Source organism: Glaciihabitans arcticus (genome assembly GCF_004310685.1).
GTDB lineage: Bacteria > Actinomycetota > Actinomycetes > Actinomycetales > Microbacteriaceae > Conyzicola > Conyzicola arctica.
Genome location: NZ_SISG01000001.1, coordinates 1348676 through 1367582, shown reverse-complemented (window position 1 = coordinate 1367582; position 18907 = coordinate 1348676). Strand labels below are relative to the sequence as shown.

Below are 18907 nucleotides of genomic sequence, written 5' to 3'. Positions count from 1 at the left end.
CGATGAGCAGGTCGCCCCGGCAGGCGACCACCTGCATCGTCTTCAGCGTTCCGGAGAATCGTCTCTCGGCGATGGATGTCGCCATCGGGCCGGCCGTGCCGCTTCCGGGGCGCACGACCTCGATCGTCTCGGTTCACGCCCAGCAAGGTGGCGAATCAGCGGAGAACATGCGAGACCTGTTCGTTGTACTGGGAGGGTCGCCACTCGAGCGGGATGAGGCTCTCGAACGCTTCGCTGAAGTAGGCGACGGACTGCTCTATCGTTGCTCGGCCACGTTTCTGAACCTCATGGTTGAGGAGGAAGCCGCAACTCTGCGGGTGCTCCACGAAGAGCAGGCAGGAGGCGAGAGCGAAACCCCGCGCTGGTTGGCGAGGCGGAATGCGCTGGATGAAGCGTGGCTGGCGGGGAGCTCGTGGCATCCCGATCAGGTGAGCACCGGCAACAAGCTGTTCAGGCTGGGTCTGGCGCGGATGGCCCACGAGAAAGGCCAGGCGCTCTACTGCTGGTACGGCCCGAGCGTGCCCGAATACGTGATCGAGAGCGGCACGGGGCCGTATCCCGGAAGCAGTAAAAAACGGAGGGGATGACGGGAATCGAACCCGCATCATTAGTTTGGAAGACTAAGGCTTTACCACTAAGCTACATCCCCGCAGATGGGCGGAAACGTCCGCCCGACTACGAATAGTTACTGTACCCGACGCGAGCCTGTTTGCCCGAATCGACACCGCTCCGCTCTCAGCGATATGGCTTCTCGTACAGCTAATCCCACCGTTTCAGTCAGCTAGACTTGCCGAGGCCAAATTTCGGATGCCCAGCAGCCGACGCCACTAGCAGTCCACAGCATCACGGGGCGTAGCTCAGCTTGGTAGAGCGCTCGGTTTGGGACCGAGAGGTCGCAGGTTCGAATCCTGTCGCCCCGACTGCAACAACCAGATACCGTTCAGAACAACCTCAGGAGATCACCCCATGGTGAAGACCACGGTCGAGAAGCTCAGCCCCACCCGCGTCAAGCTCAGCATTGCCATCACGCCGGAAGAGCTGAAGCCGAGCATCACGCACGCCTACGAGCACATCGGCTCGCAGGTCAACATCCCCGGCTTCCGCAAGGGCAAGATCCCGCCGCAGCTCATCGACCAGCGTGTCGGTCGCGAAGAGGTTCTGAACCACGCCGTCAACGACGGCCTGGACAAGTTCTACAAAGAGGCAGTGCGCGACGAGAAGATCCGCACCCTCGGTCGCCCCGAGGCCGACGTGCTCGAGCTTCCCAGCGTCAAGGACTTCAGCGGCGACCTGCTGATCGCAGTCGAGGTGGATGTCCGCCCCGACTTCGACCTCCCCGAGTACGAGGGCCTGAAGCTGACCGTCGAGGCGATCGAGGTCAGCGCCGACGACGTCAAGGACGAGCTCGACCAGCTGCGCTCGCGCTTCGGCACGCTTGTCACCGTCGACCGCCCGGCCAAGAAGGGCGACTTCGCCCAGCTCGACCTGGTCGCGATGATCGGTGGCGACGAGGTCGACACCGCCAACAGCATTTCCTACGAGGTCGGCTCCGGTGAGCTCATCGAGGGCATCGACGAGGCGCTCGACTCGCTCTCCGCGGGCGAGACCACCACGTTCGAGTCCGAGCTGCTCGGTGGCGACAACGCCGGCGAGAAGGCGGAGATCACCGTTTCGCTGCTCGCCGTCAAGGAGCGCGAGCTTCCCGAGGCCGACGACGACTTCGCCCAGATCTCCAGCCAGTTCGACACCATCAAGGAACTGAAGGCAGACCTCAAGGAGCAGATCGCGAAGTCGAAGGTCTTCGGCCAGGGTGCCGAGGCACGCGACCAGATCGTCGACGAGCTGCTCAAGTCGGTCGACATCCCCGTTCCTGCGAAGCTGGTCGAGGACGAGGTGCACCGTCACCTCGAGGGTGAGAACCGCCTTGAAGATGACGTTCACCGCGCTGAGGTCACCGAATCCAGCGAGAAGACCTTCCGCAGCCAGATCCTGCTCGACTCGATCGCCGAGAAGGAGGAGATCAAGGTGAGCCAGAACGAGCTCACCCAGTACCTCATCCAGGGTGCGGCGCAGTACGGCATGGAGCCCGGCGAGTTCATCCAGGCCCTCGACAAGAACGGCCAGATCCCGGCCATGATCGGTGAGGTCGCCCGTTCCAAGGCGCTCGCAGTCGTTCTCGGCAAGGCGAAGATCGTCGACTCGAAGGGCGCCGCAGTCGACGTCTCCGAGTTCACTGCAGGCTTCGACAACGCCGACGACGACTCCGACGAGGCCATCGCGGCCGACCACGAGCAGGATGGCGGCCACGAGCACGGCGGCGCCAAGGACAGCCACGGCCGTTCTGCGAACCACGAGCACTACGGTCACGACCACAAGTAGCTCGCGCTTTTAGGAAAGGCCCGTCACCTTCGAGGTGGCGGGCCCTTTCTGCATCCCTCGACGCCGCGAATGGCCAGAGATCGACCTTCGTTGGCCGCGGAGCAGCACTCTTTGGCCATTCTGCGCAGAAACCCCGCGACTAACTGCGCACCGAGCGCTGGTAGATAGGCAGGTAGTCGGCAAGGGCCATCAGGGCTACGGATGCCGCTTCCCGCTCGCTCCCGCGACTCGCGAGTGCCAGCGCGAGGAATGCCGCGGCGGGTCCCGTCCACTGGTCGGCGGGGTGAGCGACCAGCAGCCGCTCGAGGAGGGCGACGCTCTCGTCCACCTTGCCCAGGTTGCGGATGGTCGACGCCAGCTGGATCGTCGCACGCACCTCGCGGGTCTCATCGAGACCGAGTTCGAGGGCGCGGCGGTAGAGCGGCTCGGCCTCGGTCTCGAGTCCCGTGGAGTCGCGCACACAGGCCGCCTCGAACACGGCCACCGCGTCGTCGGCACCGCGTTCAGCGACCAGCGCATCGATGGCTGCTATGAGGTCGCGGTCGGCAAGGTCATCCGCAGTCGCCCACACGGCTTCGACCCGCTGCTGCCAGTCGTCGGTTTGCGGGGCGCCCCAGTCGTTGCTCATGTACCCAGTTGAACACGCGCAGTCTGCCGAGGGCGAACACGCCGGATTCGCGGGAGCGCCTCCGATAGATTCATAACCAAGCAATAACGCAGAACCCAATTACAAACAAATGGAGCGCGACAATGGCCCAACCGGCATTGGTCTCAAGCATCTTCGACCAACTCCTCAAGGACCGCATCATCTGGCTTGGCTCAGAGGTGCGTGACGACAACGCCAACGAGATTTGCGCGAAGATCCTTCTTCTCGCGGCGGAAGACCCCAAGAAGGACATCTACCTCTACATCAACTCGCCCGGTGGCTCCATCACGGCGGGCATGGCGATCTACGACACGATGAAGTTCGTACCGAACGACATCGTCACCGTCGGTATCGGCATGGCGGCCTCGATGGGCCAGTTCCTGCTCTCGAGCGGAACCAAGGGCAAGCGCTACATCACGCCGAACGCGCGCGTGCTGCTGCACCAGCCGTCGGGTGGCTTCGGTGGTACCTCCGCCGACATCCAGACCCAGGCCTTCGTCATCCTCGACATGAAGAAGCGCATGGCAGAGCTCACGGCCGAGCAGACCGGCAAGTCGGTCGAGCAGGTCCTCATCGACAATGACCGCGACAACTGGTTCGACGCGAAGGGTGCTCTCGAGTACGGCTTCGTCGACCACCTCCGCGAGTTCGCCTCCGACGTCGTCGGCGGCGGCGGCACCGACGAGTCAGTCTCCGACGACCCCGACGTCGCGGCGAAGAACTAAGGGAAGCAGATCATGGACAACTTCAACCTTCCCGGCTCCGGCATGGCTCGCCCCACGCCCGACGCACGGTACATCCTCCCCACCTTCGAGGAGCGCACCGCCTACGGCTACAAGCGCCAGGACCCGTACGCCAAGCTGTTCGAGGACCGCATCGTGTTCCTCGGCGTGCAGATCGATGACGCGTCGGCGGATGACGTTATGGCCCAGCTCCTCGTTCTCGAGAGCCAGGACCCCGACCGCGACATCGTGATGTACATCAACTCGCCCGGTGGATCCTTCACCGCGATGACGGCCATCTACGACACGATGCAGTACATCCGTCCGCAGATCCAGACGGTTGTGCTCGGCCAGGCGGCCTCCGCTGCCGCCGTGCTGATGGCTGCCGGCTCGCCCGGCAAGCGTCTCGCCCTGCCGAACGCGCGCATCCTCATCCACCAGCCCTCGACGGGTGATGCGGGCCGCGGCCAGGCATCGGACATCGAGATCCAGGCGGCGGAGATCCTGCGCATGCGCGGCTGGCTCGAGTCGACCCTGTCGCACCACTCGAACCGCACGCCCGAGCAGGTCAATAAGGACATCGACCGCGACAAGATCCTGAGCGCGGCCGAGGCCCTCGAGTACGGTCTCATCGACCAGGTGCTCGAGACCCGCAAGAACGTTCCTGCGGCCATCGGCCAGTAACTCGCACCACAGAAAAGGGCCGTTCCCCTCGGGGAACGGCCTTTTTGTGTGCTTGCTCTGTGTGACAGCGCTGTTACGCCACAGCTACTTCTTTCGCGGCCGGATCAGCAGCAGCGTGACACCCACGGCAACGAGCACCGCGAGCACTGTGCCGCCGATCCAGAAGAGGGATGACGTATCCACGCCCGCCTCCCCCTGCTGCTCGGGAGCGGCGGTGGGGGTTCTCGTGCCTGAATCTCCTGCCGAGTCCTCGCCGCAGACGGGAGGAGCGGACGAGCCCTCGCTCGCTGTCACGTCGCCGCTGGGCGCCCAGGTGAAGTCGAACTCGTCGCTCACCGGGTGACCGTCGGCCGACACGACCTGCCAGATGAACGTGTAGTCGCCCGGTTCGCCGATGGCGGCAGGCATGGACAACGTTGCGTCGGAGATGGTGAGGCAGCCGTCACCGTAGTAGCGCCCGGCGTCATCCAAGATCTGCAGTCCGAAAGCCGTGCCGTCGCCGACCAGGTCGAGGAGCTGGTCGCTCGTGGTGACCGAGAATTCTTCGGGCAGCTCGGTCAGCGTTTCGCCGTCCTGCGGAGTGGAGGACACGAGGCTGTTGTGTGCCTGTGCCGGGGCGGCGAGCCCCAGCACAGGCAGCACGGCAACCAGTGCACCGACCGTCGCGAGGGCGGCGAGCCTGGATACGGTGGACATGCCTACGCGGCTAGCTTGCGACGAGCGGTCACCGCGAGCACGATGCCCACGGCGCCGACGACGAGAGCGCCGATTGCGAGGATGCGGGCGAGAACGTCGTCCCCCGAAGCGGATGCATCGGACTCGTCGGCCGCGCCGTGCTCTTCTTCTTCAGCCGCTGCGCCGCCATGGTGATCGGCCGGGGCTGCATCGTTGATGTACAACACAGGGGCGGGGTGCTCAGCGTCCTCGCCGTCCTCACTCCAGCTCACGACCTCGCCGTCGCTGTAGGTCTGCTCTGCGGAGAGCTTGACCGAGCCGGTGTCGGGCACCGGTCCGAGTGAGAGCGGGAAGATCGCGAGCTGTCCGGCCTCGATACCGGAGCCGGCGTCGGCGGTCCAGACGACGCTCGTCACGGCCTCGGTGATCTCGGACTCGCCGACCTTGACCGGCTCGGGCAAGGTCTCGCGCACAAGCTCGGTCGTCCAGCCGGCGACGGGCACGTAGCGCACGCTCGAGAACGGAGTATCGGTCGGCAGGCTGACCTCGACCTTGACGGTTGACTCCGTCTCCGACTCGTTCGGAACCTTGACGTTGACGACGATGTAGGCACCGGGATCGGCGGCTCCGGGGTCGATGCTGACGTGGGCGCTGGCGGCAAGCGGGGCAGCGAGGGCGAGCATGGTGCCGGCGCCCACTGCGATGACGGCGCGCGACAGGGTGGATTTCTTCATGGTTTTCCTTCAATGGTTGTACTGCAGAGGTAAGGGATGTCGAGGCGCTACGCGAGAGCCGGGGGACCCCTGTGCTGCAGTGAACCGGTCAGAAAAAGGAAAAGCCGCGGGGCGCGGACGGACAGCTCGATGCGGGCGGGGCGGGGGACGAGGATCGGCACGCGGGTGATCCCGGCCAGGATCGTGACGAGGAAGCGGGCGAGAGTCGCCCGCATGCCCCAGAATGCCGCCTCACCGCGGCGCAGCACCACGATGGTGGCGATCGCCGCGAAGGCGTGGGCGAGGTACATCCAGACACTGGTGTGATGCACGGGGGAGGAGGCGACGTCGAAGACCATGCTGCCCGCGTGATTGTGGCCACCACTGGAGAGAACGGTACCGGTCGCCCCACCGAGTGTCGCGAACAGCAGGTGGAAACCAACCTGGCTGGCCCCGACGGCGAGGCCCGTACGCAGCAGCGACAGCGAGCGTCCGGTGAGTGCAACACAGACCAGCACCGAGAAGGCGAGTGCGAGAGCGAGCGAGACGAGGTTCGGTGTGCCACCGCCGGCGAGGGTGTGGCTGGCTGCGGCGATGAGGGTCGCGAAGAGTGCGGCGACCCAGCCACGGGCAAATCGTGCCCATCTGGTCGACATCGTCACCCCCAGCTCGAGAATTGGTGTTGCCTGACAAGACTAGTTCGGAACGGCACGCCGAATGGATTCCCCACAGGGTGCGAGCGTGTGTCCGTGCCACAGGTTAGGCTCGGATTCACCATTCGGCACGCACGAGGAGGAACAGCATGGCTCGCATCGGGGAATCCGCCGACCTGCTCAAATGCTCCTTCTGTGGCAAAAGCCAGAAGCAGGTGCAGCAGCTCATCGCCGGTCCGGGCGTCTATATCTGCGACGAGTGCGTCGAACTGTGCAACGAGATCATCGAAGAGCGCCTCGCCGAAGCTGGTGAAGAGACCTCGAGCGAGTTCGATCTTCCGAAGCCGCGCGAGATCTACGCGTTCCTCGAGGAGTACGTCATCGGCCAGGAGGCCGCCAAGAAGGCCCTCTCCGTCGCCGTCTACAACCACTACAAGCGCGTGCGCGCCCGTAACACCATCACTTCGGTCGATGCGGTGATGGATGACGTCGAGATCGCCAAGTCGAACATCCTGCTCATCGGTCCCACCGGTTGTGGCAAGACCTACCTTGCGCAGACCCTCGCAAAGCGCCTCAATGTTCCGTTCGCCGTCGCGGATGCAACTGCTCTCACCGAGGCCGGGTATGTTGGCGAAGACGTCGAGAACATCCTGCTCAAGCTGATCCAGGCCGCGGACTACGACGTCAAGCGGGCCGAGACCGGCATCATCTACATCGACGAGATCGACAAGATCGCCCGCAAGGCCGAGAACCCGTCGATCACCCGCGACGTCTCCGGTGAGGGTGTGCAGCAGGCGCTGCTCAAGATCCTCGAGGGCACGGTCGCCTCCGTTCCGCCGCAGGGTGGTCGCAAGCACCCGCACCAGGAATTCATCCAGGTCGACACCACGAACGTGCTTTTCATCGTCGCCGGTGCCTTCGCCGGCCTCGAGGAGATCATCTCCAACCGCGCAGGCAAGAAGGGCATCGGCTTCGGAGCGCCGCTGCACTCCAAGGGCGACGACGTGAACCTCTTCGGCGAGGTCCTTCCCGAAGACCTGCACAAGTTCGGACTCATCCCCGAGTTCATCGGTCGCCTCCCCGTCGTCACCACCGTTACCCAGCTCGACCAGGTCGCGCTCATGGACATCCTCACGCAGCCGAAGAACGCGCTCGTGCGCCAGTACCAGCGCATGTTCGAGCTCGACGGGGTGGAGCTCGAGTTCGAGCACGACGCCCTCGAGTCGATCGCCGATCTCGCCGTGCTGCGCAAGACCGGCGCCCGCGGCCTGCGCGCGATCCTCGAAGAGGTGCTCGGACCGATCATGTTCGACGTGCCCTCCGATGACGACGTCGCCCGCGTGATCGTGACTCGCGCCGCCGTGCTCGAGAACGCCGCGCCCACCATCGTGCCGCGTGAGGCGCCGCGCGTGGAGAAGTCCGCGTAACCTCCCCGCTTCCGCGGCTTTAGTTCCTTTTGCGCGGCCGGAGCGTGTCACAACGTCCGTGAGCACGGCATGCCGCCAATATGATGTTTGGAACAACGAAAGGCGAGCCCATGCTTCAGCCCATCCTCGCCGGCTTCGTCGCGGCCATCTCCGGCTTCGCGTCGTCCTTCGCGCTCGTGATCGCGGCCCTCGTCGCGGTCGGCGCGACGGAGGCCCAGGCCGAGTCTGGACTGCTCGCCCTGTGCCTCGCGATCGCCGTCGTCAGCACGGTCGGGGCGCTCTGGCTGCGCATCCCGTTGGCCATCGCGTGGTCGACCCCGGGTGCGGCGGTGCTGCTGGCCGCCGCCGGAAGCGGCATCACCTTCTCCGACGCAGTCGGGGCCTTCATCGTGAGCGGCGTGCTTATCGCGCTGTGCGGCCTGTGGCCCGCCCTCGGCCGGGCCATCACGAGCATTCCGAAGCCGCTTGCGAGCGCGATGCTCGCCGGGGTGCTCTTCCCGATCTGCACCGCGCCGTTCCTCGCCATCGCCGATCCGGACCTCGCGCTGTACGCACTGCCGATCCTTGTGGTCTGGCTTGTACTGTTCCGCCTCGCTCCGCGCTGGGCCGTGCCTGCCGCGATGGTCGTCGCAGTGATCTCGATCGTCGTCTACGCGGGAACGGACTGGCTCACCGCTGCCGACATCGCTCCGCAGCTCGCGGTTGTCGCGCCGACCTTCAACCCGGCCATCATCCTCAGCCTGGGCCTGCCGCTGTTCATCGTCACCATGGCCGGCCAGAACGTGCCCGGCTTCACCGTGCTGTCGGCCAACGGGTACCCGCCGCCGCCCCGCTTCGCGCTCGTCGGCACCGGGCTGGGTTCCGCGGCCGGTGCCGTGTTCGGCGCGCACTCGATCAACCTCGGCGCCATCACGGCGGCGATCATGTCGGGGGAGGAGTCGCATCCCGACAGGGCCAAGCGCTGGGTAGCCACCCTCACCAACGGGTTGCTGTACATCCCGCTCGGGTTGGCATCGGGTGTCGCCGTCGCGCTCGTGAGCGCCGCGCCGAGCATCCTCATCACCGCCGTCGCCGGACTCGCCGTGATCGGCGCCCTCATCTCGAGCATGGTCAACGCCCTCGAGGATGCGAAGCATCGCGTCGCCGCGATCGTCACGTTCCTCGTCGTCGCGTCGGGTATCGCGATCTACAACATCGGATCGGCCTTCTGGGGCCTCCTCATCGGCGGCGTGGTTATGGCGTGGTTGGGGTGGACGCGCCGCTCCCGAACAGACGCGGCCAGCGACGCCGACTAGCGCCAGGAAACCAGACAGCCCGAGCCCATGGTGACGTGAGCCCGGGCCATCCCGCCCCTATTTGATCGTGATCGGGTTGCTGTTCGCCTCTCCGTCATTCCACCCGGGACGGCTCGCGACGATCCGCAGGTAGACCTCGTCTCCCGTGACCGTGCCGTCGCTCGCGAGGGGCGTGTAGCTCTTCGCCGTCGCCCCGGGGATGGCGACCGAGTTGCCCGCGATATAGCGGAACCACTGGTAGGTCTCGGTCGTGGGCGCGGTCCACTTGACGGTGTTCGACGTGAGCGGCGAGCCCAGCGCTCCGGTGCCGGAGATCTCCAGATAGGAATTCCAGACGATGTAGTCACCGCTCGTGTGCACGATGCTGACCGCGGCCGAGGTCGCACTGCCGGTCGAGTAATTGGCGCGTTTCGCCCTGACCACCACGCTGAGCTCCGCGCCATTGTCGGCGCCCTGCACCGTGTAGTGCTTGCCGGTGGCGCCGGGGATCGGCGCTCCCGACCGCAACCACTGGTAGCCGAAGACCAGGCCGGACATGTTCCACGTTCCGGCGGACACCGTGATCTTCTCGTCAACCGCGTAGTGGCTGTAGCTGTACTCGCCGCTGATCTTCGGCAGGGTGAGCGCCGTCGGCACCAGTGCGTTCACGGTCACCGGTCGGGCGATCGTGGTGACGGCACTCGGGTAGCCGAGCAGGGCGCCGGTGACCCGCACAGAGACGACCCTGGCGACATCGGCTGCGACCTGCGTGTAGCTGGCGCCGGTTGCGCCGGCGATGGGTTTTCCATTGCGCAGCCACTGGTAGTGAGCGGTCGTGCCGGCAACGCTCCAGGTGCCGGTCGTGACGGTGAGCACGGAACCGACCTTCGCGAAGCCCGAGACGGTGCTGGGGGTAACCGCGGTGATCGCCGACCCGAGCTGGGCCGTGACGATCATGACGCCGGGCAGATAGCCTGCCCGCTCGGCCTGCACGCCGACGCGGAGGTACCGTCCGGCGTCCGCGGCGACCGGCGTGTAGCTCGCCGAGTTCGACACGGCGATGCCGTTGCCGGTCAACGGGTCAACCGACTGCCAGACGTACTTAATCGACGTCGCCGGGCGCGACCAGCTGCCCGCACTAACCGTGAGAGCAGCACCGACCTTGGTGACCTTCGGTGCGCTGACGTTCATGAGCTGACCGTTGCCGGTCGGTCCCGCGTCGACGATCGTGCTGCCGGTGATGCGTCCGGCCGCTTTTGCGGAGATGACCACGCTGTAGTGCCAGCCGAAGCGATCCGCCGGGATGACGTAGCTCGCCTTCGTCGCGCCCGGGATGACGGTCCAGCCGCTGCCGTCAACCGAGGTGCGCCACTGGTAGGCGAACGCGCTCGGCACGCTCCAGACACCGGCTGCGACGGTGATCTTCTCACCGCTGTGCGGCGCATTCGAGAGGGTCGGCGGTGTTGCAACACCGGGGACGGGTGCCGCGCCGAGCACGACCTTCATCGACGGTGTGTACGTCGTCACCGTGCCGTATCGGAAGGCGGATCCGACCAGTCGCAGGCGCAGCGTGCTGCCGAGCATGGCCGGGGTCGGGGTGAGTGTCGCCGACGTCTTTCCGGCGAGATTCTTCCAGGTCGAACCCGAGAGCTGCTGCCACTGCAGGGCCGTGACCGCCGTGACGCTGCCCCAGTCGACAGTGGGAGCGGTGAGTGGGCTGCCCACGCCTCCCGTGCCGACGATCATCGGCGGCACGGAGGCGTGCAGGGTTCCGGCGCGTGCCACGAGGAATCCCGAATCACCGGGTGCGTATCCGGGAGCCGAGGCCTCGACCTTCACGATGAGCGGGCGATTGCCGATGGCGGAAGCGTCGACGCTGTTGGTGGTGGAGAGCGGCCCGACGAGCTGGTTGCCCTCGTCGATGGCGAACCAGCTGTAGCTGAACTGCACCGCCGTGGGGGTCCAGGTGCCGGTGGACACGCTGTAGACAGAGCCCGCCCGGGAGACGAGGGGCGTCTTGCTCGGGGCGAGGAATCCGGCCATGACGGTACCGGCAGCGACGGTGGTTGAGCCTGTTTTGTGTCCGGGGCGTGCGGCGGTGACATCCACGAAAAGAAGCTTGCCCTGGAGGCTCAGGGGGATCGTCAGGGTTGCCTTCGTCGCACCGGGGATGATGGTGAAGGGCCCGCCCGGCTTGGTCGCGTACTTCCAGCGGTAGCCGTTGGAGGACTGCGCGGGTACCCAGGTGCCGGGTTTGGCCTCGACTGTGCCGTTGACGGCGACCGGGCCGAGCACCAGCACACCCTTGCCGGGGGCGAGCGAGATGGCGGGCGCGAGCCCGGCACCGATCGGTCCCGAGGGCTTCGAGGTGACCGATCGGGTTGCGAATCCGGGGCTCGACGCGGTCGAGATGACGCGCACGTTCTTACCCAGCATGGACAGCGGAACGGTGAGGTTGCCGTTCGTGGCGCCCGCGATGTTCTTCCAGGTCGAGCCCGAACGGTGCTGCCACTTGTAGGAGTAGGTGGTGGGGAATGGCGTCCAGAGCAGCGAGGGGGCGGAGAGCGAGTCACCGACTCGGCGGGGTCCGCCCACAGCTAGTGAACCGCTGGCAGTTGCAGCTGCACCGGTGCGAGCGGTGCGCGTTGTCGAACCGTCCAGGTAGCCGGCGCGGGTGGCCGTCACCGTGACCGTGATGCGTGACTTTGTGCGGCCCGCGAGGCTCAGCGTCTTTCCGCTGACGGTCGTCGGGTCACCGGGGTGCGCCTGGACGTGCCAGACATAGCTGTAGCCGGTCGGGATGACGGACCACTTGCCCGTCGAGACCGTAAGCTTGCCGCCCTTCGAGGTGACCTTGGGGGCGCTCGTCAGGGTGATGGTTCCGGGCAGGGCAAGGCCGGCATCGAGGTTCTGCTGGGGAATGTCGTCGTACCCCGCGCGCTCGTAGTCCACCCAGACGGAGAGATAGGGCCCCGAGGTGATGTCGACCGCTGTCACGACGTGGGTGGGGCCGGAACCGACGACCTTTCCGGTGCCGGCGGGGACCGCGGAGGCGACCCAGGTGAAACTCGTGACAACCCCCGGCATCGCGAACGAAGCGGGAACGGCGGTGAGCGTGCTGCCGACGTGCCGGTCGCCCGTGATGGAGCCAGGGGCGGTCTGTACGGGTGTGCCGACCACGATGTCAGCCGTGGCCGAGGTCGTGTAGCTGCCCGTTCCGTAAGCGAAGTCGGTAGCGGAGACCCGCGCCGAGATCGACGTGTTCACGTCTCCGGCCGTGTAGACGTAGCCGGCCGAGGTGGCACCGGCGATGGGCTTGCCGTCGCGCAGCCACTGGTAGCCGAAGGTCACGTCGGGGCCGGCGTTCCAGGTGCCGGACGTTACCGACGCCGCGCCGCCCACCCTACCGAGGCCGGGGGAGAAGGAGGGCACAAACCCGGCGAGGGGGTGCAGGCCTGCGGCATCCCGCTTCGACAGCCAGAGCGGACGGTCGCGGTCCTCGTTGTTGCCGAGCCCGACCACTGTGATCGTCGCTCGCACCCAGCTGGTGTCGCCCGCGGTGAGGCTGCCGAGGATCAGGCGGTAGTCGCCGGGCGCGAGCCCATCGAAGGTGTAGTGCCCGGACGAGTCGGTGGTGGTGGTGGCGAGCGGCACCTGGTCGACCGGGCCGGAGGCGTAGCCGAGGCCGACGACGAGGTTCGGGATGACCGGGTTCGGCAGCGCACCCGACTTCGCGATGACGCCGGAAATCGAGCCGCCGGCCGAGAGCTGGATGTTCTTCGCCGTCGCGCTCGTCGCGGTGCCGACCACGAAGGTTGACGCGGTGAGCGGGTTGGTGCCGCCGCCGAGGAAGGCCCTGCCGTAGACGGTGCCCGAGGCGGGCAGCGGGGCGCTCGTGCGCGGTGCGAAGGCGAGAGTGTAGGTGCCCGGAGCGAGCCCGGCGAGGGCGTAGCCACCCGCTGCCGTGGTCGTCGCGGAGACCGGCAGTTTCTCGGCCGACGTGTACGCGCCGACGGTTCCGCTGAGGCGGTACGGCATCACCACGACGCCCGCGAGCTTCTCGACCTGGTTTGCGTTGAAGCTTCCCGTGACGGTGCCCGAGGCCTTGCCCGCGCCGCCGAGTCGGAAGGTATAGGCAGTGGATGCGGCCGGGGCGACCCCGACCTCCGTTGCGCCCGCGAGCGTGATCGACGGGCCGGAGTACTGCGGCGCGTACGCGGGGGAGGCGGACGTGACATCCACCGCGCGCAGGCGGTAGTAGGCGGGTTCGAGCCCGGCGACCGTATAGGCACCGGTGGCAGCGGTCTTCGCGGAACGCACTTTCGTCCAGGCGCCCGAGGCATTCTTCGCAAGCACCTCGACCGTGTAGCTCTTCAACGCCTTGCCGGTCGAGGTCAGCACCTTGCCGGCGATCGAGCCGCCGAGCGCGACGGTGGCGTTGATCCACGACTGGTGCGAACCGGCGTCGGTGAGGGTGATCGGCTGGGCGGCGTCGATGCGCGTCACAGAACCGAGGTACTGCTCGAACGTCGTGGCGCTGGTACCGAATCGCAGGGTGTAGCTGCCGGCCGCGAGGGAGGGGAAGGTGAACGAGCCGCCGGCCTTCGACACGGTCGAGGCGACAGCGGTGGTGGGAGCAGCAAGGGCGACCACGGATATCGGCACGCCGACGAGGAGGGCTCCACTCGAGCTCGCCACCCTGCCGGAGAGGGCGATGGGTGCTGCCTGCGCGGTGATCGGCACGAGCAGGCTCGCGATCACGGCGATTGCGGCAAGCACGGCCACGATGGGCCAGGCGCGGCGGGTGGAAAGGGCGGTGGACATGATTCTCCTCGGGCTGTGAACGGGTTGATGCCAGTCTGGAGATCGGCCGCTTCGCTGGCCTGAGTAGTGATTGCTCAGTTTGCGGAATAGCCGATGCGGGTATGCGGGTTGCCCCTAGCGTGACTTCCCCCATCCCGCTCTCCGTGCTCGATCTCGCCTCCGTCTACGAGGGCATGTCCAACGCCGAGGCGATCCGCCAGACCATCCAGACCGCGCAGGTGGCCGACGCGCTCGGCTACGAAAGGTTCTGGGTCGCGGAGCACCACGGAATGCCAGCCGTCGCGAGCTCGGCACCCGCCGTGCTGATCGGGGCGATCGCCGCCGCGACCGAGCGCATCCGGGTCGGCTCGGGTGGGGTCATGCTGCCCAACCACTCCTCGCTCGTGGTGGCCGAGCAGTTCGGAACCCTCGTTGCCCTGCACGGCGACCGCATCGACCTGGGGCTCGGTCGCGCGCCCGGAACCGACCAGCTCACTTCCTCGGTGTTGCGCCGCGGGGCCGGCCCGGACTCGGTCGACGACTTTCCCAACCAGGTCGTCGAATTGCTTGCCTGGTTCGGCACCATCCCACCCCTCGAGAACGGCATCGGATCGAAGCTCGTCGCCGTGCCCGGCGCGGGCGACTCACCGCAGCTCTGGCTGCTCGGCTCGAGCGGGTTCAGCGCCCAGCTGGCCGGCATGCTCGGCCTTCCGTTCGCGTTCGCGCACCACTTCGCCGGCAGCGACGACACCCCCGCGGCGTTCGAACTGTACCGCGAGCGTTTCGAACCCTCCGCCCTGCTCGAAAAGCCTCGTTCCATGGTCGCCGTCTCTGCCCTGGTGGCGGATGACGCGGCGCAGGCCGAACGCCTCGCTCTGCCCAATTCGCTCCTGTCGGTGCGGTTGCGCTTCGGTGGGCGACCCACCCGCATCCCGTCCCTCGCCGAGGCCGAGGCGCACGAGTGGACCACGGCCGAGACCGTCTTCGTCACAGAGCGCAACCGCCAGCAGGCGGTGGGCGATATCGATCACGTGACCCGGCGCATCCGGGCTCTCGCGGATTCGACCGGAGCCGACGAGGTGCTCATCGCCCCGCAGGGGCCGGACCTCGAGACGAAGCTGCGGACCCTGAGGGAAGTCGCGACGCTCGCCCGCTAGGGCTGTCAGACTGGTCGGTGTGAACAACGACCTTCCCCGCTTGCCGTCCTCCACGCTCCAGGTGGTCCTGAACCTCGGCGAGAAGACCGCCAGCCGCCTCGGCCTGCCGCGCGGATTCGAACACCCCGAACTCGACGCCGAGTGGGATGAGGAGGCGAAGGTGACCGTCGTCTCGATCGGTTTCGAGCGCGGGGATATCCACCTCGATGTCAGCTCAGACGGAATCGACCTGCACTATCACCGCCCCGACGGCGAGTCGACTGACGTCTCGCCGTTTCCCCGCACCGCCGCAGATGCCCTGCTCACCTGGGCGACGGCGTTCGCGAAGGACGTGCACGCGCTGATGCCCGGCCTCGAGCAGAACGCCGAGGAGGCAGCCGCGTGGCAGGAGGCCGGCTACTCGATCTATGTCTGCGAGACCGATCCCGCCCAGCTCGACCTGCTCGACGTGGAGATCGAGGGCGAGATACTGATGCTGCCCTGGCTGGGTGCCGGTTCGGTCGACCACCAGCACGCGGACGGCGACAACCACCCGATCGAGCTGCTCTGGACGGAGGGTGCCGGGGATCCCGACACCCCCATCGCCCGCGCCTGGCTCGACCCGCGCACGGAGGAGCCTCGCTCGTCCGGCGCACCGGGCACCGATTGGAGCCGGGTGGGGCTGTCCGAACCGGAGGCGCTCCGCTGGCTCGAGAGCCTCTACCTCAACCACCACGTTATCGAGGACCCGGCATCCGCCGTGTTCTTCGCGGCCCTCGAGCGGATCGCGGGTATCGACGGGCTCCCGCGCTAGTCGCCCAGCCCGCGACGCTTGAGCAGCGGCTCGATGACGGCGTCGCGTCCCCGGAAGTCGCGGAACGCCTCGAGCGGATCCTTCGACCCGCCGACGCCGAGCAGACGGTTGCGGAACCGATCGCCGTTCTCGCGCGTGAGGCCGCCGTTCTCCGTGAACCAGTCGACGGTGTCCGCGTCGAGCACCTCGCTCCAGATGTAGGAGTAGTAGCCGGCGTCGTAGCCGCCCGCGAAGGTGTGCGCGAAGTACGTGCTCGAGTAGCGCGGGGGCACGGCCGGGTTGTCGAGTCCGATGTTCGCGAGGGCAGCGGCTTCGAAGGCCGTGACATCCTCGATCGCATCATCGGCCGTGATCACGTGCCAGGCCTGGTCGAGCAGGGCGGCAGCGAGATACTCCGAGGTGCCGAAGCCCTCGTTGAAGGCGCTCGATGCCTGCAGCTTGTCGACGAACTCCTGCGGCATCGCCTCGCCGGTCTCGTAGTGCACCGCGTAGTTGGCGAGCACCTCGGGCCAGAGCATCCACATCTCGTTGACCTGGCTCGGGAACTCGACGAAGTCGCGGTACACGTTCGTGCCGCCCGCCTTCGGGTATTCGACCTGCGCGAACAGGCCGTGCAGCGCGTGCCCGAATTCGTGGAACAGCGTGTTCACCTCGTCGTAGGTGAGCAGCGTGGGCTCGCCCGCGGCCGGCTTCGACACATTGAGGTTGTTGGTGACGATGGTGGGATGCCCCAGCAGCCTGTTCTGCTGGATGAGCGAGTTCATCCACGCCCCGCCCCGCTTCGAGTCGCGGGTGTAGAGATCGTACGAGTACAGCCCCACGGGAGATCCGTCTTCATTGTGCACCTCGAAGATACGGGCCTCGGGGTGATAGGACTGCAGGTCGGGACGCTCGGTGAAGGTGATGCCGTAGAGCTGGGTCGCGGCGAAGAAGACGCCCTGCTGCAGCACACGCTCGGCCTCGAAGTAGGGCCGCATCGCCGCGGTGTCGACGTCGTACTTGGCCTGGCGCACCTTCTCCGTGTAGAAGGCCCAGTCGTGCGCCTCGATGGGATGCGGGGCGATCTCGTCGAGGTCCTTCTGCTCGGTGAGGGCGTTGCGCGCGGCGGCGGGGGCGAGCTTGCCGAGCATCGCGGCGACGGCCTCCGGAGTCTTCGCCGTCTCGTCGGCGGTGACCCAGGCGGCGTGGTTGTCGTAGCCGAGCAGGCGGGCACGCTCGGCGCGGAGGCGCGTGATGTCGAGCACAATCTGCGAGTTGTCCCACTCGTTGCCTCGCGATCCCTTCGATCGCGAGGCGTCGGAGATGCGCTTGCGGGAGTCACGGTTCGTGAGCGCGGAGAGCGAGGGGTGGCCGGAGAAGTTCATCATCGTGATGAGCCACTTTCCCTCGAGGCCGCGCTCTCTGGAAGCCTCAGCCGCAGCGGAGAGCTCGCCCGCGCCGAGCCCGTCGAGTTCGGCGACGTCGTCGAACGCGACCGCCAGGTCGTTGGTGTCGGCGAGCAGGTTCTTCTCGAACTTCGTCGTGAGAGTGGAGAGCTGCTTGTTGTACTCCCGCAGCTTCTCCTTGTCGTCATCGCCGAGGCCGGCTCCGGCAATCGTGAACTCGTCGTAGTAGCGGGTCACGATGTACTTCGCCTCCGCGTCGAGGTCGAGGGTCTCGAGTTGGTCACGGATGGTCTTTATGCGCCAGTAGAGCTGGGCATCCAGTTTGATCGCGTCGGAGTGGGCGGCCAGCAGGGGCGCGATCTCCTCTTCGAGATCGTTGGTGAAGTCGTTGCTGTCGGCAGACGCCTTGTTGAAGAAAACGATGGCGACGCGTTCGAGCAGCTGTCCGCTCTGCTCGAGCGGGATGAAGGTGTTCTCGAAGGTCGGCATGTCGCGGCGGCGCGTGATGTTCGCGATCTCCCGCAGTTGCTCCTCGAAGCCCTTGTCGAAGGCTTCGCGGTAGTGCTCGTCGGTGATCTCGGCGAAGGGCGGAAGTCCGTAGGGCAGCGTGCTCGGTTCGAAGAAGGGATTCGTCATGCGTCCAGCCTATTCTTTGGGGGTGACTGCTTCTGAGAAATACACCCACGGCCACCATGAGTCGGTGCTCAAGTCGCACACGTGGCGCACCGTCGAGAATTCGGCCGAGTTCCTGATCCCTTCGCTCACACCCGGCCTCTCGCTGCTCGATGTGGGCTGCGGCCCGGGCACGATCACCGTCGACCTCGCACGTCGGCTCGCCCCGGGTTCTGTGGTGGGTCTGGATGCCTCGGCCGACGTAATCGCGCAGGCTCGTCAGTTCGAGGAACCCAACCTGTCATTCCTCGTCGGGGACGCCTACGCGCTCCCGTTCGACGATGACAGCTTCGACATCGTGTTCACCCACCAGACGCTGCAGCATGTCGCGCGTCCCGTCGAGGTGCTGCGCGAGCTGCGTCGGGTCGTGAGGCCCGGCGGGGTGGTGGCTGCCCGCGACGTCGACTACGCCGGGACCATCTGGTACCCCGAGCTGCCGGGCCTCGATCTCTGGATGCGCATTTACCAGCAGGTGCACCGCGGCAACGGTGGCGAGCCGAACGCCGGGCGTCTGCTCAAGGCGTGGGCGCTCGAAGCCGGGTTCAGCTCGGTGGAGAGCAGCGCTTCGGTCTGGAACTTCGCCGACGAAACCGATCGCGAGTGGTGGGGGAGCATGTGGGAGGCGCGGGTGCTGCAGTCCGCCTTTGCCGGTGACGCGCTCGGCAAGAGTGCGGCGACGCAGGACCAACTCGAGGAGATCAGCCGTTCGTGGCGGTCGTGGGCCGAGGCTCCCGACGGCTGGCTTGCCATGCCGCATGGCGAGGTGCTCTGCCGGGGTTAGCTGCGCTGCGGCCACGAATACAGCCGCATGGCGAGGTGCTCTGCCGGGGTTAGCTGCGCTGCGGCCACGAATACAGCCGCACGGCGTGGTGCTCTGCCGGGGTTAGTCAATACTCGTTTACCCCGCTGGCGTATCCTGCCCGG

At 66.7% G+C, this 18907-nt stretch carries 15 protein-coding genes and 2 tRNA genes; 10 read left to right on the top strand and 7 right to left on the bottom strand.

From position 1 onward, the window contains the following. Nucleotides 1–2: 2 nt before the first annotated feature. On the top strand, nucleotides 3–587 hold the full coding sequence (locus EYE40_RS06545; protein ID WP_161972354.1) for a hypothetical protein: 585 nt from the start codon (nucleotides 3–5) through the stop codon (nucleotides 585–587). Here EYE40_RS06545 and EYE40_RS06540 read toward each other — a convergent pair. Then, a tRNA-Gly gene (locus tag EYE40_RS06540) sits at nucleotides 579–649 on the bottom strand. The genes EYE40_RS06545 and EYE40_RS06540 overlap by 9 nt on opposite strands. 197 nt (nucleotides 650–846) lie before the next feature. On the opposite strand from EYE40_RS06540, the gene EYE40_RS06535 reads away from it, so the two are divergent. Together EYE40_RS06535 and tig are read left to right on the top strand one after the other, a co-directional pair. After that, nucleotides 847–920, top strand: a tRNA-Pro gene (locus EYE40_RS06535). 46 nt (nucleotides 921–966) lie between these two features. Next, nucleotides 967–2379: a trigger factor gene (gene tig, locus EYE40_RS06530; RefSeq protein WP_130981196.1), complete on the top strand. Its 1413-nt coding sequence runs from the start codon at nucleotides 967–969 to the stop codon at nucleotides 2377–2379. Between the two features lie 139 nt (nucleotides 2380–2518). On the opposite strand, the gene EYE40_RS06525 is transcribed toward tig, so the two are convergent. Next, nucleotides 2519–3007 carry a tetratricopeptide repeat protein gene (locus EYE40_RS06525; protein ID WP_130981195.1) on the bottom strand — a complete coding sequence of 163 codons (489 nt, stop codon included), beginning with the start codon at nucleotides 3005–3007 and terminating at the stop codon, nucleotides 2519–2521. A gap of 122 nt (nucleotides 3008–3129) precedes the next feature. Here EYE40_RS06525 and EYE40_RS06520 point away from each other — a divergent pair, with 122 nt between their 5' ends. Continuing rightward, nucleotides 3130–3750: an ATP-dependent Clp protease proteolytic subunit gene (locus tag EYE40_RS06520; protein WP_130981194.1), complete on the top strand. Its 621-nt coding sequence runs from the start codon at nucleotides 3130–3132 to the stop codon at nucleotides 3748–3750. A 12-nt stretch (nucleotides 3751–3762) separates the two neighbouring features. Continuing rightward, entirely contained in the window at nucleotides 3763–4431 is a 669-nt protein-coding gene (locus EYE40_RS06515; protein WP_130981193.1) for an ATP-dependent Clp protease proteolytic subunit, read from the top strand. Nucleotides 4432–4515: 84 nt separating this feature from the next. On the opposite strand, the gene EYE40_RS06510 is transcribed toward EYE40_RS06515, so the two are convergent. From EYE40_RS06510 to EYE40_RS06500, 3 genes are read right to left on the bottom strand one after another with little or no spacing between them, the layout of a single operon-like run. Beyond that, a complete protein-coding gene (locus tag EYE40_RS06510; RefSeq protein ID WP_130981192.1) occupies nucleotides 4516–5127 on the bottom strand; it encodes a copper resistance CopC family protein in 612 nt (203 codons plus the stop codon). A 2-nt stretch (nucleotides 5128–5129) separates the two neighbouring features. Then, nucleotides 5130–5840, bottom strand: coding sequence for a YcnI family copper-binding membrane protein (locus tag EYE40_RS06505; RefSeq protein ID WP_130981191.1), 711 nt, complete (start codon nucleotides 5838–5840; stop codon nucleotides 5130–5132). 47 nt (nucleotides 5841–5887) lie between these two features. Continuing rightward, complete coding sequence (locus tag EYE40_RS06500; RefSeq protein ID WP_130981190.1) at nucleotides 5888–6475, bottom strand: hypothetical protein; 588 nt, start codon at nucleotides 6473–6475, stop codon at nucleotides 5888–5890. 146 nt (nucleotides 6476–6621) lie between these two features. On the opposite strand from EYE40_RS06500, the gene clpX reads away from it, so the two are divergent. Continuing rightward, nucleotides 6622–7899, top strand: a complete 1278-nt coding sequence (gene clpX, locus EYE40_RS06495; protein WP_130981189.1) for an ATP-dependent Clp protease ATP-binding subunit ClpX — start codon at nucleotides 6622–6624, stop codon at nucleotides 7897–7899. Between the two features lie 110 nt (nucleotides 7900–8009). Further along, nucleotides 8010–9194, top strand: a complete 1185-nt coding sequence (locus EYE40_RS06490) for a benzoate/H(+) symporter BenE family transporter (protein WP_240034737.1) — start codon at nucleotides 8010–8012, stop codon at nucleotides 9192–9194. 57 nt (nucleotides 9195–9251) lie between these two features. Here EYE40_RS06490 and EYE40_RS06485 read toward each other — a convergent pair whose 3' ends face one another. Then, a complete protein-coding gene (locus tag EYE40_RS06485) occupies nucleotides 9252–13997 on the bottom strand; it encodes a carboxypeptidase regulatory-like domain-containing protein (protein WP_130981187.1) in 4746 nt (1581 codons plus the stop codon). A gap of 119 nt (nucleotides 13998–14116) precedes the next feature. Between EYE40_RS06485 and EYE40_RS06480 the strand changes: the two genes are divergently transcribed. Next, nucleotides 14117–15133, top strand: coding sequence for an LLM class flavin-dependent oxidoreductase (locus EYE40_RS06480; RefSeq protein WP_240034736.1), 1017 nt, complete (start codon nucleotides 14117–14119; stop codon nucleotides 15131–15133). 19 nt (nucleotides 15134–15152) lie between these two features. Continuing rightward, nucleotides 15153–15926: a hypothetical protein gene (locus tag EYE40_RS06475; RefSeq protein WP_130981185.1), complete on the top strand. Its 774-nt coding sequence runs from the start codon at nucleotides 15153–15155 to the stop codon at nucleotides 15924–15926. Here the strand turns inward: EYE40_RS06475 and EYE40_RS06470 are convergent. After that, nucleotides 15923–17947, bottom strand: coding sequence for a M3 family metallopeptidase (locus tag EYE40_RS06470; protein WP_130981184.1), 2025 nt, complete (start codon nucleotides 17945–17947; stop codon nucleotides 15923–15925). The two genes, EYE40_RS06475 and EYE40_RS06470, sit on opposite strands and share 4 nt — an antisense overlap. On the opposite strand from EYE40_RS06470, the gene EYE40_RS06465 reads away from it, so the two are divergent. Continuing rightward, nucleotides 17946–18764 (top strand): methyltransferase domain-containing protein, encoded by an 819-nt coding sequence (locus EYE40_RS06465; protein WP_130981183.1) that lies wholly within the window; start codon nucleotides 17946–17948, stop codon nucleotides 18762–18764. The two genes, EYE40_RS06470 and EYE40_RS06465, sit on opposite strands and share 2 nt — an antisense overlap. Nucleotides 18765–18907: the final 143 nt, after the last annotated feature.